The organism is Actinokineospora fastidiosa (assembly GCF_014648415.1).
GTDB classification, from domain to species: Bacteria; Actinomycetota; Actinomycetes; order Mycobacteriales; family Pseudonocardiaceae; genus Actinokineospora; species Actinokineospora fastidiosa.
The window spans coordinates 1402233-1424266 of sequence record NZ_BMRB01000001.1 but is presented as its reverse complement, the minus strand read 5'-3'; the positions used below and the strand labels follow the sequence as shown (position 1 = coordinate 1424266).

Genomic DNA, 22034 nt, shown 5'->3' with positions numbered 1-22034 from the left:
TGCTATCCGCCGTTCGTCTGGTCCAGCCGCCTCAGGATGACGCCTTCGCGCAGCGCCCACGGGCCGATTTCCAACTCCGGGAGTGACAACGCTCGCATCGTGGCCTGCGCCACAAGCGCGCCCGCGACGAGCTGATGGGCCCGTGATGGGCTCACCCCCTCCAGTTCGGCCAGGTCAGCGGCGGACATGCGGGACACGAACGCGAGCAGCTGGCGCAGCCCGGCCGCGGTGAGCACCCGGCTCACCCTCGGCCCTGCCGACGACGGCGCCGCCCCGGTCAGCCGGGCCAGCGTCCGGAACGTCTTGGACGTGCCCACCACCCGGTCCGGCGCCCCGTGCTTGGCCAGCTTCCCCGCCACCGGGGCGAGCTGCTCGGCGAGCCACTCCACGGCGGCGTCGATCTCCGCGCGCGGCGGCGGGTTGGCGGTGAACCGGGTGCGCCGCACGCGGCCCGCGCCGACCGGCACCGACAGAGCGGCGTCCGGGTCCTCGTCCCGGCCGATGGCCAGCTCCAGCGAGCCGCCGCCGATGTCGAGGACCAGCAGGTTGCCCGCCGACCACCCGTACCAGCGGCGGGCGGCGAGGAAGGTCAGCCGGGCCTCGTCCTCGCCGGAGAGCACCCGCAGCTCGACCCCGGTCTCGGCGGCGACGCGCTCCAGCACGGCCGCGGAGTTCGACGCCTCGCGCACCGCGGAGGTGGCGAACGCCATCAGCTCGGCGCAGCCGAGCCGCGCGGCCGAGTCCTTGGCCGCGGCGACCGTGCGGACCAGCTCGTCCGCCCCCGCCTTCGACAGCTCCCCGCTCCCGGTGATCCGCTCGGCGAGCCGCAGCACGGTCTTCTCCGAGCGCGCGGGCGTGGGGTGCGCGCCGCGGTGGGCGTCCACCACGAGCAGGTGGACTGTGTTGGAGCCGACGTCGAGCACGCCCAGGCGCATCAGGCCTCGAACTTGTAGCCGAGGCCGCGCACGGTCACCAGGTGCCTGGGCGAGGCCGGGTCGGGCTCGATCTTCGAGCGCAGCCGCTTGACGTGGACGTCGAGGGTCTTGGTGTCGCCCACGTAGTCCGCGCCCCACACCCGGTCGATGAGCTGGCCCCTGGTGAGCACCCGGCCCACGTTGCGCAGCAGGTACTCCAGCAGGTCGAACTCCTTCAGCGGCAGCGCGACCTCGGCGCCGTCGACGGTCACCACGTGCCGCTCGACGTCCATGCGCACCGGGCCCGCGGAGAGCACCTGGGGCAGCAGCTCGTCGGCCGCGGCCTCGCCGCCGCGGCGCAGCACCGCGCGCACGCGGGCGATCAGCTCGCGGGCGGAGTACGGCTTGGTCACGTAGTCGTCCGCGCCCAGCTCGAGGCCGACGACCTTGTCGATCTCGCTGTCCCGGGCCGTCACCATGATCACCGGGACGGTGGAGCGCTGGCGCAGGGCCTTGCACACGTCGGTGCCGCTCATGCCGGGCAGCATGAGGTCGAGCAGCACGATGTCCGCACCGTTGCGGTCGAACTCCTCCAGCGCCTGCTGGCCGGTCGCGGCGACGGCCGCGGTGAAGCCCTCCTTGCGCAGCAGGAAGGCCAGGGGGTCGGCGAAGGACTCCTCGTCCTCGACGATGAGCACTCTCGTCATGCCGTTCCTCCATGGTCGTTGACGTGGCCTTCCGCAGGTGACGGAACTGCCTTCGACGGGACTGCTGCCGAGGACGCCGCCCCGGCACGGACGGGCTCGACCCGGGGCTCCAGGCTCGGCGGGTCGAGGTGCGCGGGGATGCGCAGCGTGAAGGTCGACCCGAGGCCGGGCTTGCTCCACAGGGTCACCTCGCCGCCGTGGTTGGCGGCGACGTGCTTGACGATGGCCAGCCCGAGGCCGGTCCCGCCGGTGGCCCGCGACCGGGCCTTGTCCACCCGGTAGAACCGCTCGAAGACGCGCTGCTGCTCGTCCTCGGCGATGCCGATGCCGCGGTCGGTCACCGAGATCTCGACGAACCCGTCGACCCGCTGCCTGCTCACCGACACCGGGCTGCCCGGCGGGGAGTAGGCGAGGGCGTTGTCGAGCAGGTTGGACAGCGCGGTCACCAGCAGGGTCCGGTCGCCGTCGACCAGCAGGCCGGACTCGGCGTCGGTGGCGATGTCGATGCCGGTGGAGTCCATGGCCAGCCGGGCCCGACCCAGGGCCTCGCGGACCACCGCGTCGACCTCGACGGCGTGCATCTCGGGCAGCCGCTCGGCGCCCTGCAGCCGCGACAGCGCGATCAGCTCGGTGACGAGCTTGCCGAGCCGGTTGGCCTCGTGCAGGACCTTGGTGGTGAACCGGCGGACCTCGTCGGGGTCGTCGACGGCGTCGAGCACGGCCTCGGCCAGCAGCGCCATCGCGCCGACCGGGGTCTTGAGCTCGTGGCTGACGTTGGCGACGAAGTCGCGCCGGGTGGCCTCCAGCCGCACGGCCTCGGACTGGTCGTCGGTCTCCACGACGGTGAACCCGTCGCCGAGCGGGCGGACCTCGCCGAGCACGGCCTCGGGGGTGCGGCCCCCGCGCGACTCCAGCGGCGAGAGGTCCACCTCCACGAGCTGGTTGGTCTCGCGGACGACCTCGGCGGCCTTGCGGGCGCGCGCGTCGACCTGGTTGGACCGCACGACGCCGAGCTCCTCGGCGCGCGGGTTGTGGATGACGACGTCGCCGAAGTGGTTGAGCACGACCACGCCCGTCCGGCTGGCCTCGACGATCCGGCCGAGCAGCTCGGAGACGGTCGGGCCGGGGGGCCTGCGTGGGTTGCGGGCCCGGGAGCGGGCGATCGAGAAACCGGCGAACAGGCCGATCAGCAGTGCGCCGATCGACAATGCGAGGCAGACCGGTGCGGTCACGGGGGGATCGTAAGCAGGTGGTGCGGGGTTTGGACCAGTCCGATTGGCGCTTCAGTGACTGTGCTGACACCTACGGGCCACTTGTTCCCCGATCGGACAGGTCGTGTTCACCCATTCGTGGCCTAACCCGACGGGAACGGCAACATCGCGCGCCGTCCCCGTCGGCGGGGTCAGCGGCCCTGGTTGGCGACGGCGGCCGCGGCGGCCTCCGCGGCGGCGGGGTCGAGGTACTCCCCGCCCGCGACCTTCGGCGACAGGTCCTCGTCGAGGTCGTAGCGCAGCGGGATGCCGGTCGGGATGTTCAGCTTGCTGATCGCCTCGTCGGAGATGCCGTCGAGGTGCTTGACCAGCGCGCGCAGCGAGTTGCCGTGCGCTGCGACCAGGACCGTGCGGCCCGCGCGCAGGTCGGGGACGATCTCGGCCTCCCAGTACGGGATCAGCCGGGCCACGACGTCCTTGAGGCACTCGGTCCTGGGCAGGGCGTCACCCAGGTGGGCGTAGCGGGGGTCGCCGTCCTGGGCGTACTCGTCGCCGGGCTCGATCGGCGGCGGTGGGGTGTCGTAGGAGCGGCGCCAGAGCATGAACTGCTCCTCGCCGAACTCCTCCAGGGTCTGCTTCTTGTTCTTGCCCTGCAGCGCGCCGTAGTGCCGCTCGTTGAGCCGCCAGTCCCGCTTGACCGGAATCCAGTGCCGATCGGCCGCGTCCAGGGCGTAGTAGGCCGTGGAGATGGCGCGGCGCTGCAGCGAGGTGTGCACGATGTCGGGCAGCACCCCGGTCTCGGTGAGCAGTTCGCCGCCGCGGATGGCCTCGGCGACGCCCTTCTCCGACAGCGGCACGTCCACCCAGCCGGTGAACAGGTTCTTCGCGTTCCACGTGCTCTCGCCGTGGCGGAGCAGCACCAGGGTTCCGATTCCCATGGCAGCCAAGCCTGCCAGATGCCGACCGAGAGCGACCGGCCGCGGAAGTGGCGAACGCCACTCCCGGCGACCACCGCCATCGACCCGGGCCGTTCACCGGCCGCCATTGGGCCGAATGGCCCCGAAAAGTGCACTCGCCCCCACTCGGAGTCACTCTTTCGAGCGACTAACGAGTAGCGGCTGAACGACTCCGCCCACCCAGAGATGCGCGACCGCCGGTTTTCGAGACCGAATAGTTACCTACGGAGAGCTATTTTCCCGTTTGGGGTAATCAGCGGCCTTGTGCAGTTGTCCACTGTCTGACAAGTTGGGCCGCAGCCAACCGGGCCGGCTCCCACGCACTCCCTGGCCCGGCAGGCGGCACAGTGCGGTCCGACTCCCCTGCCGGACCGCACCGCCCGCCCGGTCTGCAGGGTGCCCCCCGCCTCGCAGGCCGGCCGGGATCGCCGCGGGGCGGTTCACTGCCGCGACTCCCCCTCGCCGAACCGCCCCGCGCCTCCCGGCTCACTCGGCAGCGTCGGCCGCCACGGTCCCGCGCCGCCTGCGCGGTCGCACCCACCGCACCCAGACGCCCGCCAACACGGCCGCGATCACCACGAGGAACGGCAGCGAGCGGGCCAGCCCGCGCCCGATGGCCGCGATCACGTCGGTGAACGCCGTCCAGCCGTCGCGGAACGCCTCGCCGATGCCTTCCTCATCGCCGTCGTCGTGCACGGTCGTCGTGCTCGACTCGCGCAGGCTGAGGGTGAGGGTGGAGACCGCGACCTGGCCCGACAGCGTCTCGCGCCGCTTCAGCAGCGACTCCAGGTCGGCCTCGCGCTGGGTCAGCTCCGACTCGATGCGCACGATGTCGTCGATGGTGGTCGCCTTGGCGAGCAGTGCGCGCACCCGGTCGACGCTGGCCCGCTGGGTCTCGATGCGGCTCTCGACGTCGACCAGCTGCTCGGTCACGTCCGTCGCCGTCTGCGCGCTGCGGGTGACCGTCCCCAGCTCGGACACCTGGGTCACGACCCGGTCGAGGTGGTCCGACGGCACGTGCAGGGTCATCGTGGCGTGGTTGCCGCTGTGCTCCTGGTCGCCGGTGTAGCCGCCGACGCCCGCCACGAGCTGGCGGGCGCGCGCGACGGCGTCCGACAGCACGGGCACGGTGACGCTCACCGACGCCGTGCGGATCAGCTTGCGCTCGACCCCGGGCTGGTCGATCTGGGGCGCCTCGGCCTTGGCCTCCTCGTCGGCCCCCGCCCCCGAGCCGCCGTCGGAGCGGCTGTCCTCGGCCTGGGTCGGCGCCGACGGCGCGTAGGCGGCCGAGCCGGACGAGTCGGACGCAGTGCAGCCCGCCACGCCGACGGCGGCGAGCAGCAGCACGGCTAACAGCCGGTTCCTGGTCATCGGTGTCCCCTCCTGTGGTGTCAGACCACAGACGGACCCCGGTGGACCCCGCGTTGCCGTTTGCCGGTTACGACTCGGACTCGGTGGGCTTGAGCAGGTGCTCGAAGGCCCGCAGGTTCGCCAGCGACTCCCCGCGCGAGACGCGCCAGTCGTACTCGCGGCGGATGGCGGTGGCGAAGCCGATCTCCAGCAGGGTGTTGAAGTCGCCGTCGGCGGCCTCCAGGACCTGGCCGAGCAGCCGGTCGAGCTCCTCGGCGGTCACCGACTCCAGCGCCGTGCGCCCGACGAGGTGGATGTCGCCCGCCTTGTCCACGGTGTAGGCGACGCCGTAGAGCTTGGCGTTGCGGCGCAGCAGGAAGCGGTAGACGTCCTCGTGCGCCTCATCGGGCTGGCGGCAGACGAACGCCTCGACCAGCAGCGCGTGCTTGGTGACGATCAGCCAGCAGTTCGTCTGCTGCTTGCGGGTGCCCGGCAGCGTCACCAGGTACCGGCCGGGCTCGGGGCTGTCGTAGGCGAGCTCGCGCTCGTCGAGGGTGGTGCGGATCAGGGCGTCGAGATCGGTCACACCGCAACTTCAGCACGGGCCAGGGAGTGGCGCAGAGCCTGGTCCGCCATCGCGTAGGCGTGCAGCAGCGCGTCGGTGGTCCGGTCCCAGGAGAACTGACGGGCGTGGCGCACGGCGCCGTGGGCCAGCGCAGCCCGGGCGCGCGGCGGGGCCAGCGAGCCGAGTGCGGCTGCCCAGTCGGCGGTGCGGTGCCCGTGGACGAGCAGGCCGGAGACGCCGTCGGCCACGGCGACCGGCAGCCCGCCGACCGCGGCGGCCACCACCGGCGTGCCGCACGCCTGGGCCTCCACGGCGACCAGGCCGAAGCTCTCGCTGTGGCTGGGCACGGCGACGACGTCGGCGGCCCGGTAGATCCGCGCCAGCGCGTCCCCGCCCTGCGGGGGCAGGAACACCACGACGTCGTCGATGCCCAGGCCCGCGGCCAGCTGGCGCAGGGCGGTCGGCTGTTCCAGGCCGGTGCCGGACGGCCCGCCGACCACGAGGACGACCAGGTCCTCACGGCGCACGGCGCCGCAGGCGATCAGTTCGGCGGCGGCGCGCAGCAGCACGTCCGGGGCCTTCAGCGGCTGGATGCGCCCGACGAAGGCCAGCACGAACGCGCCGGGGGCGATGCCGAGCGCTGCGCGGTCGGCATCGCGGTCGCCAGGGCGGAAGCGGTCGAGGTCGACGCCCGGGGAGACGGTGTCGACCTTGGCGGGGTCGGCGGCGTAGAGGTCGAGCAGCTGGCGGGCCTCGACGGCGGTGTTGGCGATGAGCCGGTCGGCCTCGTCGACCACCTGCTGCTCGCCGATCACCCGCCCGCGCGGCTCGGGGGTGTCGCCGTCGGCGAGCGCGGCGTTCTTGACCTTGGCCAGGGTGTGCGCGGTGTGCACCAGCGGCACGCCCCAGCGGTCGCGGGCCAGCCAGCCGACCTGGCCGGAGAGCCAGTAGTGGGAGTGCACGACGTCGTAGAAGCCGGGCTCGTGGCGGGCCTCGGCGCGCAGCACGCCCGCGGTGAACGCGCACAGCTGGCCGGGCAGCTCCGCGCGCTCCATCGGCTCGAAGGGGCCCGCGGCCACGTGCCGGACCAGCACGCCGGGGGCCAGCTCGGCCACCGGGGGCAGGTCGGACGACGTCGCCCTGGTGAACACCTCCACGGCCGTGCCCCGCGCGGCCATCCGGGCGGCGGTCTCGGCGATGTAGACGTTCATGCCGCCCGCGTCGCCGGTGCCCGGCTGCTCCAGCGGCGAGGTGTGCACGGACAGCACCGCGACCCGTCGCGGCATGCGCCTGGGAGTCACCCCGGTTCACCCCTTCCGGTGGACCGCGCGGTCGCGGCCGCCCCGCCGGTGCAACGCCCCGCGCCGACGGGAATTCCCGACCGACCGGCTTTTAGTGCTCTTCGTCACACCTCACGTGAAGACGCACCAGGTCTCGGGCCCGACGACCTCCAGGGCGAACAGCCGCCCCGGCTCGACCTCGACGTCGAACACGGCCCGCTCCACGTCCACCAGGCGCGGCTTCTCGGCCAGCCGCACCGGGGCGTGCTCGACCGCGGTCAGGTAGACCCCGCCCGGACGCTGCTTCTCGCAGGTCAGGGCGGTCGCCGCCGCCTCGTCCTTGGCGTTGATCGCGGCGACGAACTTCTCCGCGTGCTCGCGCGCGGCGGCCACCTGGTCGGGACCGAGCGGCGGCTCGGTGGTGTCCGGCCGCGGCGAGGGGCGCGCGGTGTCGGTGGGCACGGTCGGCGGCGGCGTCGTCGGCGACGGCTTCTCCCCGAAGATCAGGAACCCGGCCACCCCGGCGGCCACCAGCACCACGGCCACGATGGCGACGATCAGCCCGGTCCTGCGCCGACGCGGCGGCGCTCCGGGAACGCCCGCGCCCGGCGGCGGAGGCGGACCGAACTGGTACGCCCCGCCAGGCGACTGCTGATACGCCCCCGGAGGCGGCTGGTGCTGCCCGGCGGCCAGCGGCTGCTGCGGTCCGGCATTCGGCTGCTGATGCGGCCCGCCGGGATAGGGCTGGTGCGGCCCGCCTGCTGCCTGCTGCGGTGCGGCCGGGTGATACGGACCGCTGGGATGGGGTTGCTGCTGCCCGGCTGGTGGCTGGTGCTGCCCGGCTGGTGGCTGGTGGGGCGGTCCGCCCTGCCAGCCCGGCGGGTTGGGTCCGTTCGGTGCCGTCATGCCGTTCTCCCCCGCTCGTGGTCGGCCCCGGGGCCATCCGGGGCGCGGCTCACCGTAGCGCCGACATCGACTGCCACTGCGCCCACGAGAACAGCCAGTCGTTGACGTCCGAACTCGTGGGCATGTCGGCCTTGGAGCCGGTCACCTCGACCGGGTCGCCGATGATCGCGCTGTCGAAGTAGGCCTTGGCGTCGGCCTCGAAGAGGTTCACGCAGCCGTGCGAGGTGTTCCGCTTGCCGATGTTGGCGCGGTTCTCCTCGTTCTCGTGGATGAACTCGCCGTGGTTGGAGAAGCGCACGGCCCACTTCTTCTCGACGTCGGTGTAGCCGTAGCGCGGGTTGGAGAAGTTGCCCACCGGCTCCTTCGCCATGACGATCATCGTGCCGTTGGGCGTGTTCAGGTTCGGGTCGTGGTCCTTGCCGTTGCTGGCCGGGTAGCTCGCGTGCAGCTTGCCGTCGCGGTAGACGTCCATGCGGTGGTCGGGGGTGTGGACCTTGACGACCTGGTTGCGGCCGATGGTGAACGCGGTGCTGAGGTCCGACTTGCCGTACGCGCCGCCGCCGTAGGCCAGGCCGTAGAGCTTGGCGGTGACCTTCACCTCGGTGTGCGCGGGCCAGTACTCCTTGGGCCGCCAGTCGACCTGCTGGTCGTGCAGCCACCCCCAGGACCCCTCCACCGGGACCGAAGTCTCGACCTTGAGCGCCCGCTCGACGGCCGCCTTGTCCTTCACCGGTCCCTCGGGGAACTTGATGCTGATCGGCATCCCCACGCCCACCACCGCGTCGTCGATCGGGTTGATCGTGGCGCGCGGGGTGCTCTTGGGCTTGACCGTGGTGAAGGAGCCGGTCAGCTCGACCTTCTTGCCGTCGGTGCCGGTGGCCGCCGCGGTGTAGGTGTATTCCTTGCCGTAGCCCAGGACCTCGGTGGTCGACCAGCTCGCCTTGTCCTCGGCCAGTTCGCCGTCGACGGGCTTGCCATCGGGGTTGGTCAGCTCGACGCTGTCGAGCGCGCCCTCGGCGACGGCGATCCTGACCGGCTCGGTGACCGGGACGTCCTCGGCGGCGTCGGCGGGCGTCGCGGTGATCTTCGCCACCGGCGGGATGTCGGCCTGGGGCGCGACCGCGTCACCGGTGGTTTGCGAGGTACAGGCCGTCAGCAGCACCAGTGCGAGCAGCAAGGCTCCCAACAGGGTCTGTCGTGGCACTGTTCCTCCTCATATGTGTCGCTCTTCGCAAGACGTGTGAGCGCGCGGCCGGTTGCGGCAGGATCGGGCTTGTGAACAAGCGCACTGCCGTTGTGACCGGGGCGAGCGCCGGGATCGGCGCGGCCACCGCCCGCCACCTCGCCGAAGCAGGCTACGCCGTCGTGCTGGGCGCCCGGCGGGCCGAACCGCTGGCCGAGATCGCCTCGGCGATCGGCGGACGGGCCGTCGTCCTCGACGTGACCGACCCCGCGTCGGTCGAGGCGTTCGCCGATCAGGTTCCAGAGTGCCACGTCCTGGTGAACAACGCCGGTGGCGCGCGCGGCCTCGACCGCGTCGCCGACGCCGACGAGGCGCGCTGGCAATGGATGTTCGACGCGAACGTCCTGGGCACGCTGCGGATGACGAAGGCGCTGATGCCCAAGCTGATCGCCTCCGGCGACGGGCATGTGGTGACCGTCACGTCGATCGCGGCCTACGAGGTCTACGACGGCGGTTCCGGCTACACAGCGGCAAAGCACGCGCAGTCCGCGCTGCACCGCACGCTGCGCGGGGAGTACCTCGGTCAGCCGGTGCGCTTCACCGAGGTGCTGCCGGGCATGGTCGAGACCGACTTCTCGATCAACCGGTTCGACGGCGACGCCGCGCGGGCCGAGGCGGTGTACCAGGGCCTGGACCCGTTGACGGCCGACGATGTGGCCGACGTCATCGCCTTCGCGGTGACCCGCCCCGCGCACGTGAACCTGGACCAGATCGTGATGAAGCCGCGCGCCCAGGCGTCGGCGACACGCGCGCACCGCGCCTAGATCGAGCAGTTCACCAGCACGGGCTCGGCGTGCAGCTCGACGCCGAACGCGTCCAGCACCCCGGTCCTGACCTCCGCGGCCAGCGCCAGCAGGTCCGCCGTCGTGGCGCCGCCCCGGTTGGTCAGCGCCAGGGTGTGCTTGGACGACAGCCCGACCCGGTTGCCCGGGCCCGGGTAGCCGCGGGCGAACCCGGCCCGCTCGATCAGCCACGCCGCCGACAGCTTGGCCGCGTCCGGGCCCGCCGGGTAGCACGGGACCGTGACGTCCGGCCCGACCCGCTCGGCGATGCGCGCCAGCACGGAGTCGATGTCGGCGGAGGGCACGATGGGGTTGGTGAAGAACGAGCCCGCCGACCAGGTGTCGTGGTCGGCGGCGTCCAGGACCATCCCCTTGCCCCGGCGCAGCTCCAGCACCGCAGCGCGGGCGGCGGCCACCGGCACCCGCTGGTCCTGGCGCACGCCGAGCGCCCTGGCCAGTTCGGTGTAGCGGATCGGGGCGGACTGCCCGTCGTCGGTGAGCAGGAAGCGGACGCGCAGCACGATCGCGCGGTCGCTGCCCTTGAGCACGCTGGTCCGGTAGCCGAGGCCGAGGTCGTCCACGCCGTAGGTGCGGATCTCGCCGGAGTCGCGGTCGTAGACGTCCACCGACTCCAGGACCTGCGCCACCTCGACGCCGTAGGCGCCGACGTTCTGCACCGGGGTCGCGCCGACGAGTCCGGGGATGCCGGAGAGGCACTCCAGGCCGCCGAGACCCGCCTCGACGGTGCCCGCCACGACGGTGTCCCAGTCCTCGCCCGCCTCGACGGTCAGCCGGACGCGGCCGGGCTCGGCGGTGTCGATCTTGCTGCCGCGGTGTTCCAGGCGCACCACCGTGCCCGCGAAGCCGAGGTCGCCGACGACCAGGTTGGAGCCGCCGCCGAGGACCAGCAGCGGGCCGCCCGCCGCGTCGACCGCGCGCACGGCGTCGACCACGTCGTCGGCCGTGGCCGCGGCGACGAACGCGGCGGCCGGGCCGCCGAGCCGGAGGGTCGTGTACCCGCTGAGCGGCACGCCGGTGCGCGGCTCGGGCCTGAGGGGAAGGCTGGTCACGGGCACCAACGGTAACCTCCCGCACATGGCCAGCCGCATCGAGCACCGCGCCGACCTCGCCGCGCCCGCGTCCCGGGTGCGCGCCGCGCTGGTGAGCACCGAGTACCTGCGCGACCGGCTCGCCGAGATCGGCGGGCCGGGGGCGGAGCTGGTCGACCACGGCGTCCGCGGCGGGACCGTCACCTACCGGCTGCGGCAGACGGTCCCCGCCGACCGGCTGCCCTCGTTCACCAAGTCGGTCTTCCGCGGCGATCTCGTGGTCGAGCGCACGGAGACCTGGGACGACGCGGCGGGCACGACGACGGCGCGGGTGACCGGCGTCCCCGGCGAGATCACCGCCGCCTACACGCTGACCGACACCGCATCCGGCTGCACCTGGCGCACCGACGGCCGGGTGCAGGTCAAGATCCCGCTGGTCGGCGGCAAGATCGAGAAGGTGATCGCCGAGCAGGTCGGCAGGCTGCTGGCCGCGGAGACGGCGTTCACCGCCGACTGGCTGGCCACGCGCTGACTATGGCCCGCACCCCCCGGCTGGCCGCGGGCCGGGCCCGCGCGCTGGGCTGCCCGACCCGAGGCACCACCAACCCCAACCGCCTGCGCCGCGTCGACCGCTGGCTGGCGACGCTGCCGCTGCGGTCGGACGCGCTGGTGGTCGACCTCGGGTACGGCGCCACCCCGGTCACCACCGTGGAACTGGCCCACCGGCTCCCGTCCGCGCGTGTCGTCGGCCTGGAGATCGACCCGGAGCGGGTCGCCGCGGCCAAGCCCGCCGCCGACCCGCCCCGACTGGACTTCCGCAGAGGCGGGTTCGAGCTGGCCGGGCTGCGCCCCGACCTCGTCCGCGCGTTCAACGTCCTGCGCCAGTACACCGAGGCCGAGGCGCTGGACGCGTGGCGGACGATCGTCGGCCGCCTGGCCCCCGGCGGGCTGCTGGTGGAGGGCACCTGCGACGAGATCGGCCGCCGCTGCTGCTGGGTGGGCCTCACCGAGGAGGGGCCGCGCACGTTCACCCTCTCCTGCCTGCCCGCCGACATCGACCGCCCGTCGGACCTCGCCGAGCGCCTGCCCAAGGCGCTCATCCACCGCAACGTCCCCGGCGAGCGCGTCCACGCGATGTTGTCCACTCTGGACTCCTGCTGGGACAACGCGGCCCCGTTCGCGCCCTTCGGGCCGCGCGCTCGCTGGGTCGAGGCGGTCGCCGAGTTCGCCGGGTCCTGGCCGGTGCTCGACACCAGGAAGCGCTGGCGGCTCGGCGAGCTGACGGTGCCGTGGGAGACCGTCGCGCCCGCAGAGGTCGGACGTTGGGAGGTCTGACCGCCCTACGTTCGGAGGGTTGTCCTGCGCCGTTCGGTCCGGTCGGATTGGGCCCGTGAGTACGCAAACCGACAGGGAGCCTGCCGGGGACGACACCGCGCCGCCGGTGGCCACGGTCCGGGTGGGCGTCGTCGACGACGAGCCCATGGCCCGGGCGTTCGTGTCCCGCATCCTCGCCAGCGCCCCGGACATCGAGGTCGTCGCCGAGGCGGCCGACGGCGCTGGCGCTCTCGAACTCGTGCGCACGCAGTCGCTCAACGTCCTGCTGCTGGACCTGCGCATGCCCGGCATGGACGGCATCGACACCCTGCGCGAACTGCGCCGATCGCCGCACCCGCCCGCCGTCGTCGTGCTGACCACCTTCCACGCCGACGAGGCGGTGGCCACCGCGCTCAACCTGGGCGCGACCGGGTTCCTGCTCAAGCACACCGATCCCGACGAACTCGTCCGCGCCGTGCGGGTCGCCAGCCGGGGCGGCTCGGTGCTGGACCCCTCGCTCACCCGCGAGCTGATGGGCCACCTCGCCACGCACCACCTCGACCGGATGGGCGCAGCGGCCGAGGTCGCCCGGCTGTCCAACCGGCTGCGGGACGTGCTGCGGCTGATCGGCGCGGGGCGCAGCAACGCCGAGATCGCCGAGGACCTGCGGCTGTCGGAGTCGACCGTGCGCGGGTACGTCTCGGAGATCCTGGCCGCGACCGGCTGCGCGAACCGGGTCACCGCCGCCGTCCTGGCCCAGCGCGCCGGGCTACTCGACTAGCGAGTCGGCGTAGGCGGTCAGGACCGCCACGACCTCGTCGACGTCGTCGGTGACGGTGATCCACTTCTCGGCGGCCCGGCCCTCGGCCAGGCCGCGCACCAGCGGCGCGGCGGGCACGTCCCGCGTCCAGAACCGGCTGCCGAGGAAGATCATCGGGGCGGGCACGCCGTAGTGGTTCTGGGTGTAGTCCTGGAAGACCTCCTGGACCGTGCCCGCGCTGCCCGGGGTGTAGACGATGCCGCCGGTGGCCACGGTCAGCAGGCCGTCCTCGCGCACGGAGTTGGCGAAGTACTTGGCGTGCAGCTCGCAGAACGGGTTCGGCGGCTCGTGCCCGTAGAACCAAGTCGGGATGCCGATCGTGCGCGGGGTGTCCGCGACCGGCAGCTCGACGGCGAGCCCGGCGGCCAGCCACTGTCCGATCTCGACGGAGGTGTCCCCGGCCGTGCCCGCGCCGCCCGCGAACCGCGGCGCGGCCGAGAGCGCCGCGAGCGCGGGCCCCGGGTCGGCCTCGGCCAGCCGCACGCCCAGCGGGACGGCCTCCATCGCGCCCGGCCCGCCGCCGGTCAGCACGGTGAACCCGGCCCGGCCGAGCGCGCGCCCCAGCTCCACCGCCTCGCGGTAGCCGGGGGTGTCGCGGACCAGGGCGTGCCCGCCCATGACCGCGACCGGGTGGCCGGTGAGCACGTCGGCCAGCGCCGTGGTGATGCTGTGGTCGTGCAGGCGTTCGGCGAGCGCGTGCAGCGGGTCGAGCGCCTGTTCCCTGGTGTGCCGGTAGATCCGCGCGTCCGGGGTGTCCGCATAGGACTCCGGGCGGGCGGGGTCGAAGCCCGCGAACAGCTCGGCGGGGGTGTAGAGCCGGGCGCGGTAGACCTCGTACGGCAGATCGGGCACGACGGGGAAGATCAGCGCGCCGCCCGCCTGCGCCCGCCGGGTGGTCTCCGGGGTGAGCGCGCAGCCCAGCAGCAGCGCCCCGTCCAGGGCCGTGCGCAGCAGGCGGTCGTCATCGGGGTCGGTCAGGTCGAGGCCGATGAGCACGGCGCCGCGCAGGTCGCCGCCCCGGTCGCGCTGGGTCCGCAGGGCATCGAGATCGGCATATTCGGCACGCACGGCGGGTAGCCTAGGCCGCCGAGCCGACCGGGAAGCGCCGATGAACCAGATCCACGCCTTCGCAGAACGCCTGATCCCGCTGCCGGTCGCGCGCGTGCGGGCCGCGGTGACCGACTACGCGGGCGTGCGCCGCCGCATCCTCACCCCCGACTTCGCCGACTACGAGGTGCGTCCCGGCCCGACGGTGGCGTGCGTGTTCCAGGGACAGCGGTGCGAGTTCGAGGTCAGCACGCCGCGCGCGGACACCGTCGTCGAGGCGGACCGGCACTCCAGTCTGGTGTTCACCTGGACCGTCGACGGCACGGGCGACACCACCAGCGTGCGCCTCTCCCTCGCCCGCGACGGCGCCAACGGCCCGCTCGGGCTGCTCCAGCGGGTCACCGCCCCGGCCCGGCTGCGGCTCGTCCTCGCCGACCTCCTGGCGAACCTGGCTCAGGCCAGCAGCGGCGTGGCGGGCGGCAGCCCGCACAGCGACCGCCCGTAGTGCTCGATGCCGGTGGCGGGCATCATCGCCGCGTGCGCGGCCAGCGCCTGGATGTCGCGCAGGACCAGGTTCAGCGGCGAGTCCACGCGGATGCAGCCAGCGCCCGCGGCGGCGCGCAGGATCTCGGCGGCCTGCGCGTGCAGCTTGGTCGCGTACGACACCAGCCCCCACACCCGCGCCTTGTCCTCCGGCCGGAACGGCTCGCCGTCGGCGATCCTGGCGTCGACCAGCCCCGCTGCCGACGCGGCGTGGTGGCCCGCCGACTCGATCAGCAGGCTCGCCTCGGCCATCTGGTGGTGGGTGATGGCGGCGTCGCGCCGGGCGGCGTAGCCGGTGTAGGCGATCGGCCGCTCCTCGGCTAACTGCGCCAGGGACAACTCGACGGCGGTCGCGGACATGCCGGTGAAGGGCGCGGGGCCGCCGGTGAGCAGTTCGAGGATCAGCGGGATCCGGTAGAGCGGGGTGTCCGCGTTGCGGTCGCTGAGGTGGGTCTCGCCGACGACGTCGACCTGCCGGACGACCCGGTCCTCGGGCACGAACACCTCGTCGGCGCGCACGGTGTTGCTCGCCGTGCCGCTCATCCCGCTGACCATCCAGTCGTCCTCGATGACGACGTCGGAGTACGGCAGGAGCACCTGGACCGGCACGCCGTCGCAGAAGGTGGGCTGCATGACCCACTCGGCGTCCATGCAGCCGGTGTTGAACGGCCACCGGCCGCTGACGACGTACCCGTCGCCGCGGCGCTCGGCGCGCCCCTTGGGGATCAGGGTCGCGGTCGCCCGGGTGTCGGGGTCGGCGAACACCAGCTCCTGCAGTTCGTCGGGGAAGCGGGCCAGCAGGTAGTCGGCGTCGTTGTAGATCAGCGCCACCCACGCCGTGGACCCGCAGCCCCTGGCGATCTCGGCGACGACCGCGTCCTTGGTGCGCATGTCCGCCTCGTGGCCGCCGAACCGCGCCGGGCGCAGCAGGTGCAGCAGCCCGGCGTCGCGCAGCGCCTCCAGGTTCTCCCGGGGCGGCCTGCGCTCGTGCGCGGCCCTCGGCGCGTTGGCCCTCAGCAGCGGCACCAGCTCGGCGGCGCGGTCGACCAGCTCCGCGCGCTCCAGCGTCGCCTCCATCGCGTGAACTCCTCCCGCCGCAATTCACACTTCGTGTCGACCCTGCCACAGCGCGCTCCGACGCGGGGTGACCGTGGACACAGTTCACCCGAAACGACCGGTGCGGAGGAAATGCGGAAATGGCCGATCCGGCCACCGCGACACAGGCGGCGACCGGACCGGCCGGGCAGACCCGGGAATTACCGGGATTGGTGGTCGTGAAGGAGAAATCAATTGCCTTGACGGCAACGAGTCGATCGGGACCCGGCGGACCGGATCACCCCGCGCTGACCGTGTTGGCCTGCGCGCATGACCACTCGCGGTCCTCCCGCGCCGGGCGGGCGGGCGCGACGGCCTGCATTGTCGAAGTGCGGGGGTCGGTGTTTCTCACGGGCATGAGGATGCCCGGGAATGCCTTTCCCGGGCAATCGAATTAAAAGACGACGGTCTTGTTCCCGTGCACGAGCACGCGCCGCTCCAGGTGCCAGCGCAGGCCGCGGGCGAGCACGACCTTCTCGATGTCGCGGCCCTTGCGCACCATGTCGGCCACCGAGTCGGTGTGGTCGACCCGGATCACGTCCTGCTCCACGATCGGGCCCGCGTCCAGCTCCGCGGTGACGTAGTGGCAGGTCGCGCCGATCAGCTTCACCCCGCGCTTGTGCGCCTGGTGGTACGGCCGCGCGCCCACGAACGACGGCAGGAAGCTGTGGTGGATGTTGAGCGCCCGGCCCGCCCACTCCGCGCACAGCTCGGCGGGCAGCACCTGCATGAACCGGGCCAGCACGATGGCGTCCGGGTGCGCGGCGTCGACCAGCTGGCGCAGCTGGGCGAACGCGGCCGCCTTGCCCTCCTCGTCGATGGGGAAGGGCACGTGGTGGAACGGGATGCCGTGCGCGCGGGTGATCGAGGCGAGGTCGGCGTGGTTGCCGATGACCGCCTTGACCTCGACCTCCAGCTCGCCGCTGTGCACCCGGCCCAGCAGGTCGTAGAGGCAGTGGCCCTCCCGGGTCACCAGGATGACCACCCGCTGCGGCTGCCCGGTGTCGGTGATGTCCCACTCGACCCGGCCGCCGAGGCGCCGGGCGACGTCGACGAAGCGGGCGCGCAGCTCCTCGGCGCCGAAGGGCAGGGAGTCCGCGCGCACCACCTGGCGGGTGAAGAACCAGTTGGTGTCCGGGTCGGAGTGGTAGTCCGCCTCGACGATCCAGCCGCCCGCCGCGCTGAGGAACCCCGCGATCTCGGCCACGATCCCCGTGCGGTCGGGGCAGCCGAGGCGGATCACGTAGCGGCGCTCGTTGGTCGACACCGGCGGACTCTCCCAGCTCTCGCGGTCAGAACGACTTGAGCGTAGTGACCAGCGCGGAGTCGCCGCTGACCACGGCGTGCCCCGGCCGTCCCCACACCGCCCGGTACACCGCGTCGGCCGTGCCGACGACCCGCGCGTCGGCGTAGAGCGCGTCGGGCTCGGCCGGGGTGTCGTCGACCCGCAGCGGCTCGGTCTCCGACAGCGTCACCAGCCAGGCGCGGCCCGCGTCGGCGGCGTGCAGCAGGATCGTGCCGGACCGGTCGGCGGGCGCGGGCGGGAGCAGCTCGAACAGCTCGGCGATGCCGTCGGCAGCGAACTCGGGGTCGAACAGCAGCGACGGCACGGTCTCGGCCGCCGCGTGCTCGGCGTCGAGCCGGTGGATCGCCGTCTCGTGCGCCTGCCTGCGGGCGAACCAGCCGGCGTCGGCGCCGAAGCCGGGGACGAACGACCAGGTGCGGGTCGTCGGGGCCGTCGCGGCCAGTCCGGCGGTGACGTTGCGCACGCGCTCGTCCCACCAGTCCAGCAGCTCGGCCCAGTCCGACGGCACGCGCGGCTCGTCGGGCGCGGGCCCTTCCGGCGGCAGCGGCAGCGAGACCTCCAGCCAGGCCTGCAGCCCGGCGACGTGGGCGATCAGGTCCCGAACGGTCCAGTCGGGGCAGGTGGGGACGGGTGCGTCCGGGCCCGCCTTCTCGGCCGCGGCCCGCATGGCGGCGCAGTGCAGTCTGATCTGGTCTATGTACGCGGCGTGGTCCACGGAAGAAGACCCTAGTGGGCCCGATCACGGTCCACAGCGGGCTTCCCCAGGCCCTCGACGACCTCGGCGCCGGGCAGGGCGGCGAGCACGTCGCCGGGGACGAGCAGCTTGCTGCCCCGGATCCCGCTGCCCACGACCAGCTCGGGCGCGGCGGCCACGGCGGCGTCGACCAGCAGCGGCCAGTCCGGCGGCAGCCCGACCGGGGTGATGCCGCCGTAGGCCATGCCGGTCAGCTCCACGGCGTGGTCCATGGGCGCGAACGACGCCTTGCGCACGTCCAGCCTGCGCCGGACGACCCCGTTGACGTCGGCGCGGGTGGTCGCCAGCACCAGGCAGGCCGCCAGCCGCTCCTCGCCACCGCGCCTGCCCGCCACGACCACGCAGTTCGCCGAGGCCGCGAGCGGCGAGCCGTAGGCGGCGCAGAACTGCGCGGTGTCGGCCAGGTCGGGGTCGATCGCGGCGACGCCGATCCGGTCGGCAGGCAGCGCGGTCAGCGCCTTGGCCACCGGCTCGGCGAGCAGCTCGGGGTGGTCCGCGGCGGGCAGCACGGTCAAGGTGCCCGCGATTGTCCAGGTCACGGCGCCCTCCAGGTCGTCACGACGGCGGTCACGCAAAGTTGCCCGCCGACAAAGGTATCCAGCCGGCCCGTGGCGGCTCTTTGAGTTGTCCGGAGCGCGACAGTACCGTCACGGTGGAGGCGACGATGTGCCACGACCCCCGAGCCGCGGTCGGCCGACCGCGCCGCCGGGCGCGTGATCGTCACCGTCCCGGACGGGGACAGGCGGCCTACGGCATCATCCGTCCGGGTGAGCACGCGGTGGCGTGGACGCGCCGCCACGGCCCGCGGCGATGTAGCCAGAGCCACCACGGAACTGGGCCCCGGATCACGGAAGCAGGGGTGGGAGCGGTGACCGAGCTCCACACGGTAGGGACGAATCCGCCCTGGGAGGGGCTGGCCGGATCGGAGCGCTACGCCGCGTGCATGATCGCCGCGCGGGACGGGGACAAACGCGCCCTCGACGTGCTCATCGCCGAGCTGACGCCGCTGGTGTGGCACGTGGCGCGCGGGACCGGCCTCGACCACGGCACCGCCGAGGACGTGGTGCAGTCGGTGTGGCTGGCGCTGCTGCGCCACCTGGAGCGGCTGAGCGAGCCCCGCGCGCTGGCGGGCTGGCTGATCACCACCACCCGCAGGGAGGCCAACCGGGTCCGGCAGCGGATGGCCGCGCAGACCGAGCTGCTGCCCGAGTACGCCGAGCAGCTGCCCAGCGGCGACCCCCTCCCCGAGACGCTCATGCTGCGCGGGGAGCGCGACGACAAGCTGTGGGCCGCGTTCCGCAAGCTGCCCGAGCGCTGCCAGATGCTGCTGCGGCTCACCGTGCTGGCGGGCCGCGCCGAATACCGGGAAGTCGCCGCGGCTCTGGGGATGCCGCACGGCAGCATCGGCCCCACCCGAGGCCGGTGCCTGAAGTCGCTGCGGGGCTTGTACGAGGATGGGGATGGTGCCAGGTGAGACACGACATGGATCCCGCCGAGCAGCAGTACTGGCTCGACCAGGTCGCCTACCTCGTCGACGAGCTCGACCCGGTGCCCGCCGGGCTGGTGGAGCGCGCGCAGTTCGCCGTCGCCATCGAGGACATCGATGCCGAGGTGGAGCTGGAGGCGGCGCTGTGGCTCGACCAGCGGTCGCTGGTCGGCGTCCGCGGCGGCGGCCCCGGCACGATCACCTTCTTCGTGGGCGACCTGACGGTCATGGTCAACGTCACCCGCACCGGCGAGTGCCACCGCATCGACGGCTGGCTGGTCCCGGCCGGCGAGCACGGCGTGGAGGTCCGCGTGGCCGACCACGAGACGTCCTCGACGACCGCGGACGAGGGCGGGCGCTTCGTCCTGACCGAGGTGCCGCGCGGCACCACGCAGATCCTGATCAGGATGAACGGCGGCCGCCCCCGCACGGTGGTCACGCCGACCGTAGTGCTGTGAGCGCGGGCGGCAGGTCCGCGCTGTGCAGCACGCCCAGGCGCTGGGTCGCCCTGGTCAGCGCCACGTAGAGGTCGTTGAGCCCGCGCGGGGACTCCGCGACGATCTCGGCGGGCTCGACCAGCAGCACCGAGTCGAACTCCAGGCCCTTCGCCTGCCGCACGGTCAGCACGACCACGCGGCTCTCCAGGTCCGGCCGCTCGCCGACGGCGGCGTCGGGCACCTCGGCCAGCACCGCGGCGCCGATCTCGGCGACCCGCTCCTCGGGCACCAGCAGCGCCAGTGAGCCGGGCGCGTCGCGCGCGGCCTCGGCGGCAGCGGCCCCGGCCAGGTCCGACGTGCGTCGCGCCCAGGGGGCGTGGCCGGTCTCGCGCACCGACTCCGGCGGCTCCACCGGCGCCCCCAGCTCGGCCAGCACGTCGGCGGCCACGGCCATGATCTCGGCCGGGGTGCGGTAGTTGACGGTCAGCTCGGTGCGCCGCCACCGGTCCTCCACGTACGGCGCGAGCACGTCGGCCCAGGAGTCCGCGCCCGCGAGCGCGCCGGTCTGGGCGACGTCGCCGACCAGGGTCATCGAGCGCGACGGGCAGCGGCGCATGAGCACCCGCCACGCCATCGCGGACAGCTCCTGGGCCTCGTCGACGATCACGTGGCCGAACGTCCAGTCGCGGTCGGCCGCGGCGCGCTCGGCCGCGGTGCGGTGATCGGCGTCCTCCTGGCGCTCGGCGAGCTCGCGGGCGTCGATGAGGTCGTAGGCCAGCAGGATGTCCGGGTCGGCCTCGTCCTCCAGCTGCAGGATGTCGAGCACGCCCTGGGCGTAGTGCTCGGCGTCGCGCCTGCGCTGCGCCTCGCGGGCGCGCTCCTCGCGGTCGTCGACGCCGAGGAGTTCGGCGGCCTCGTCGAGCAGCGGGGCGTCGGCGGGCGTCCAGCCGCCGGGGTCGCGGCGCAGCAGCGCGCGCTCGGCGTCCGGGTGCTCGGGCATGGCGGTGGCCAGGCGGTCCTCGTCGGCGTAGAGGTCCTCCAGGAGCCGCTGCGGGGTGAGTTCCGGCCACAGGTCGTCGATGGTGGCCACGACCTCGTCGTCGGCGGCCAGCTCGCGGCGGATGTCGGCGAGGTCGGCGGCGTCGAGGAACTCCGCGCCGAGGCGGTCCGCCTCCTGCCTGGCGAGCGCGTCGACGATCTCGCGGGCGAAGACCTCCCGGGCGTGGTTGTGCAGCCGCCCTGACCGGCGGGCGCGGGCGCGGGCCTCGGCGACCTCGCGCGGGCGCAGGGTCATCTCGACGCGTTCGACCACCAGCGTGATCGGCTCGTCGGGGACGACCTGCCGGTCGGCGACCGCGCGGCGCAGCACGTCGACCATGCTGAGGCGGCCCTTGACCTCGGCGGCCGCCTGGCTCTCCGCGCGGGTGGCCCGGACGCCGGGGAACAGGTCGCCGACGGTCCGCAGCAGCACGCCGGTCTCGCCGAGGGAGGGCAGGACCTGGCCGATGTACTTGAGGAAGGTCGCGTTCGGGCCGACGATCAGCACGCCGCGCCGGGCCAGCAGCTCGCGGTGGGTGTAGAGCAGGTAGGCGGCGCGGTGCAGGGCCACGGCGGTCTTGCCGGTGCCCGGCCCGCCCTGGACGACGAGCACGCCGTTGAGGCCCGCGCGGATGATCTCGTCCTGCTCGGCCTGGATCGTCTCGACGATGTCGCGCATGACGCCGTGGCGGGTCTCGTTGAGCGCGGCCAGCAGCGCGGTCTCGCCGGTGACCGTGTCGCCGTGCCCGGGGTCGCGCAGGTCGAGGTGCTCGTCGTCGACGGCGGTGACCTTGCGCATGCTCGTGCGGATGTGGCGGCGCCTGCGCACGCCCTGCGGCGCGGCGGCCGTGGCGAGGTAGAACGGGCGGGCGGCGGGCGCGCGCCAATCCAGTTGCAGCGGCTCGTAGTCGTCGTCGCTGTCGAAAAGCCCGATTCGGCCGATGTAGGTCGTGGTGTCGTCGGTGAAATCGATCCTGCCGAAACACAACCCGTTCTCGACGGCGTCGTACTGGGCGCGCTGGGAACTGAGCTGCGCGATGGTGGCATCCCGCAGCGACATGGCCTGCGGCAGGCTGCTGACCTCGCGCAACGCGGCGGCGAGGCGGGTGTCGGTCTCGGTCCGAAGGTGGTCGAGGTGCGCGTAGAGCAGGGTGAGGTATTCCTGCTCGGCGTCGATCTCGTTTGACAACCGCCCTCCAACGACGATATAATGACGCCATTCGGCCGCCAT

At 73.4% G+C, this 22034-nt stretch carries 23 protein-coding genes; 7 read left to right on the top strand and 16 right to left on the bottom strand.

The window, feature by feature from the left end; translation table 11 throughout:
* Positions 1–2: 2 nt before the first annotated feature.
* The 9 genes from IEY98_RS06795 to IEY98_RS06755 form a co-directional block, all read right to left on the bottom strand.
* Positions 3–935, bottom strand: a complete 933-nt coding sequence (locus tag IEY98_RS06795; RefSeq protein ID WP_189209368.1) for a Ppx/GppA phosphatase family protein — start codon at positions 933–935, stop codon at positions 3–5.
* The gene (locus IEY98_RS06790; RefSeq protein ID WP_189209367.1) at positions 935–1621 is read right to left on the bottom strand and encodes a response regulator; all 687 of its coding nucleotides are present in this window, start codon (positions 1619–1621) and stop codon (positions 935–937) included. The genes IEY98_RS06795 and IEY98_RS06790 overlap by 1 nt, the downstream gene beginning before the upstream one ends.
* Positions 1618–2853, bottom strand: coding sequence for a sensor histidine kinase (locus IEY98_RS06785; RefSeq protein WP_189209366.1), 1236 nt, complete (start codon positions 2851–2853; stop codon positions 1618–1620). Before IEY98_RS06785 ends, IEY98_RS06790 begins: the two co-directional genes overlap by 4 nt.
* Before the next feature lie 170 nt (positions 2854–3023).
* On the bottom strand, positions 3024–3770 hold the full coding sequence (locus IEY98_RS06780) for a phosphoglyceromutase (RefSeq protein WP_189209365.1): 747 nt from the start codon (positions 3768–3770) through the stop codon (positions 3024–3026).
* Positions 3771–4274: 504 nt separating this feature from the next.
* Positions 4275–5159: a DUF4349 domain-containing protein gene (locus IEY98_RS06775; RefSeq protein ID WP_189209364.1), complete on the bottom strand. Its 885-nt coding sequence runs from the start codon at positions 5157–5159 to the stop codon at positions 4275–4277.
* A gap of 67 nt (positions 5160–5226) precedes the next feature.
* Positions 5227–5724: a type III secretion system chaperone family protein gene (locus tag IEY98_RS06770; protein ID WP_189209363.1), complete on the bottom strand. Its 498-nt coding sequence runs from the start codon at positions 5722–5724 to the stop codon at positions 5227–5229.
* Positions 5721–6989, bottom strand: a complete 1269-nt coding sequence (mshA, locus tag IEY98_RS06765) for a D-inositol-3-phosphate glycosyltransferase (protein ID WP_189209362.1) — start codon at positions 6987–6989, stop codon at positions 5721–5723. Before mshA ends, IEY98_RS06770 begins: the two co-directional genes overlap by 4 nt.
* 126 nt (positions 6990–7115) lie before the next feature.
* Positions 7116–7529, bottom strand: coding sequence for a hypothetical protein (locus IEY98_RS06760; protein WP_189209361.1), 414 nt, complete (start codon positions 7527–7529; stop codon positions 7116–7118).
* Between the two features lie 409 nt (positions 7530–7938).
* A complete protein-coding gene (locus IEY98_RS06755; protein ID WP_194510804.1) occupies positions 7939–9093 on the bottom strand; it encodes a L,D-transpeptidase in 1155 nt (384 codons plus the stop codon).
* Between the two features lie 71 nt (positions 9094–9164).
* Here IEY98_RS06755 and IEY98_RS06750 point away from each other — a divergent pair, with 71 nt between their 5' ends.
* Complete coding sequence (locus IEY98_RS06750) at positions 9165–9896, top strand: SDR family NAD(P)-dependent oxidoreductase (protein WP_189209360.1); 732 nt, start codon at positions 9165–9167, stop codon at positions 9894–9896.
* Here IEY98_RS06750 and IEY98_RS06745 read toward each other — a convergent pair.
* The gene (locus IEY98_RS06745) at positions 9893–10984 is read right to left on the bottom strand and encodes a UDP-N-acetylmuramate dehydrogenase (RefSeq protein ID WP_229786646.1); all 1092 of its coding nucleotides are present in this window, start codon (positions 10982–10984) and stop codon (positions 9893–9895) included. The two genes, IEY98_RS06750 and IEY98_RS06745, sit on opposite strands and share 4 nt — an antisense overlap.
* 25 nt (positions 10985–11009) lie before the next feature.
* Between IEY98_RS06745 and IEY98_RS06740 the strand changes: the two genes are divergently transcribed.
* From IEY98_RS06740 to IEY98_RS06730, 3 genes are read left to right on the top strand one after another with little or no spacing between them, the layout of a single operon-like run.
* The gene (locus tag IEY98_RS06740; RefSeq protein ID WP_189209358.1) at positions 11010–11495 is read left to right on the top strand and encodes a DUF2505 domain-containing protein; all 486 of its coding nucleotides are present in this window, start codon (positions 11010–11012) and stop codon (positions 11493–11495) included.
* 2 nt (positions 11496–11497) lie between these two features.
* The gene (locus IEY98_RS06735) at positions 11498–12298 is read left to right on the top strand and encodes a class I SAM-dependent methyltransferase (RefSeq protein ID WP_189209357.1); all 801 of its coding nucleotides are present in this window, start codon (positions 11498–11500) and stop codon (positions 12296–12298) included.
* Between the two features lie 55 nt (positions 12299–12353).
* Positions 12354–13058, top strand: coding sequence for a response regulator (locus IEY98_RS06730; protein WP_229786645.1), 705 nt, complete (start codon positions 12354–12356; stop codon positions 13056–13058).
* On the opposite strand, the gene IEY98_RS06725 is transcribed toward IEY98_RS06730, so the two are convergent.
* Positions 13047–14165: an LOG family protein gene (locus IEY98_RS06725; RefSeq protein WP_229786644.1), complete on the bottom strand. Its 1119-nt coding sequence runs from the start codon at positions 14163–14165 to the stop codon at positions 13047–13049. The two genes, IEY98_RS06730 and IEY98_RS06725, sit on opposite strands and share 12 nt — an antisense overlap.
* A 40-nt stretch (positions 14166–14205) precedes the next feature.
* Between IEY98_RS06725 and IEY98_RS06720 the strand changes: the two genes are divergently transcribed.
* Positions 14206–14649, top strand: a complete 444-nt coding sequence (locus tag IEY98_RS06720) for an SRPBCC family protein (RefSeq protein ID WP_189209356.1) — start codon at positions 14206–14208, stop codon at positions 14647–14649.
* On the opposite strand, the gene IEY98_RS06715 is transcribed toward IEY98_RS06720, so the two are convergent.
* From IEY98_RS06715 to IEY98_RS06700, 4 genes are all read right to left on the bottom strand, one after another.
* Positions 14598–15764 (bottom strand): acyl-CoA dehydrogenase family protein, encoded by a 1167-nt coding sequence (locus IEY98_RS06715; RefSeq protein ID WP_189209355.1) that lies wholly within the window; start codon positions 15762–15764, stop codon positions 14598–14600. The two genes, IEY98_RS06720 and IEY98_RS06715, sit on opposite strands and share 52 nt — an antisense overlap.
* Before the next feature lie 412 nt (positions 15765–16176).
* A complete protein-coding gene (gene purU / locus IEY98_RS06710; protein WP_189209354.1) occupies positions 16177–17049 on the bottom strand; it encodes a formyltetrahydrofolate deformylase in 873 nt (290 codons plus the stop codon).
* Between the two features lie 25 nt (positions 17050–17074).
* Positions 17075–17803 carry a maleylpyruvate isomerase family mycothiol-dependent enzyme gene (locus IEY98_RS06705; protein ID WP_229786643.1) on the bottom strand — a complete coding sequence of 243 codons (729 nt, stop codon included), beginning with the start codon at positions 17801–17803 and terminating at the stop codon, positions 17075–17077.
* An 11-nt stretch (positions 17804–17814) separates the two neighbouring features.
* Positions 17815–18381 (bottom strand): YbaK/EbsC family protein, encoded by a 567-nt coding sequence (locus IEY98_RS06700; protein ID WP_189209353.1) that lies wholly within the window; start codon positions 18379–18381, stop codon positions 17815–17817.
* Positions 18382–18710: 329 nt separating this feature from the next.
* Between IEY98_RS06700 and IEY98_RS06695 the strand changes: the two genes are divergently transcribed.
* Entirely contained in the window at positions 18711–19316 is a 606-nt protein-coding gene (locus IEY98_RS06695) for an RNA polymerase sigma factor (protein WP_189209352.1), read from the top strand.
* A gap of 8 nt (positions 19317–19324) precedes the next feature.
* Positions 19325–19786, top strand: coding sequence for a carboxypeptidase regulatory-like domain-containing protein (locus tag IEY98_RS06690; RefSeq protein WP_189210101.1), 462 nt, complete (start codon positions 19325–19327; stop codon positions 19784–19786).
* Here IEY98_RS06690 and IEY98_RS06685 read toward each other — a convergent pair.
* Positions 19764–22034: a HelD family protein gene (locus IEY98_RS06685; RefSeq protein ID WP_189209351.1), complete on the bottom strand. Its 2271-nt coding sequence runs from the start codon at positions 22032–22034 to the stop codon at positions 19764–19766. The two genes, IEY98_RS06690 and IEY98_RS06685, sit on opposite strands and share 23 nt — an antisense overlap.

Bases quoted from the DNA above. Each gene is read 5' to 3' on its own strand.
- IEY98_RS06795 (WP_189209368.1), bottom strand. From the start codon at position 935: ATGCGCCTGGGCGTGCTCGACGTCGGCTCCAACACAGTCCACCTGCTC.
- IEY98_RS06790 (WP_189209367.1), bottom strand. From the start codon at position 1,621: ATGACGAGAGTGCTCATCGTCGAGGACGAGGAGTCCTTCGCCGACCCC.
- IEY98_RS06780 (WP_189209365.1), bottom strand. From the start codon at position 3,770: ATGGGAATCGGAACCCTGGTGCTGCTCCGCCACGGCGAGAGCACGTGG.
- IEY98_RS06775 (WP_189209364.1), bottom strand. From the start codon at position 5,159: ATGACCAGGAACCGGCTGTTAGCCGTGCTGCTGCTCGCCGCCGTCGGC.
- mshA (WP_189209362.1), bottom strand. From the start codon at position 6,989: ATGCCGCGACGGGTCGCGGTGCTGTCCGTGCACACCTCGCCGCTGGAG.
- IEY98_RS06740 (WP_189209358.1), top strand. From the start codon at position 11,010: ATGGCCAGCCGCATCGAGCACCGCGCCGACCTCGCCGCGCCCGCGTCC.
- IEY98_RS06735 (WP_189209357.1), top strand. From the start codon at position 11,498: ATGGCCCGCACCCCCCGGCTGGCCGCGGGCCGGGCCCGCGCGCTGGGC.
- IEY98_RS06720 (WP_189209356.1), top strand. From the start codon at position 14,206: ATGAACCAGATCCACGCCTTCGCAGAACGCCTGATCCCGCTGCCGGTC.
- IEY98_RS06715 (WP_189209355.1), bottom strand. From the start codon at position 15,764: ATGGAGGCGACGCTGGAGCGCGCGGAGCTGGTCGACCGCGCCGCCGAG.
- IEY98_RS06690 (WP_189210101.1), top strand. From the start codon at position 19,325: ATGGATCCCGCCGAGCAGCAGTACTGGCTCGACCAGGTCGCCTACCTC.
- IEY98_RS06685 (WP_189209351.1), bottom strand. From the start codon at position 22,034: ATGGCGGCCGAATGGCGTCATTATATCGTCGTTGGAGGGCGGTTGTCA.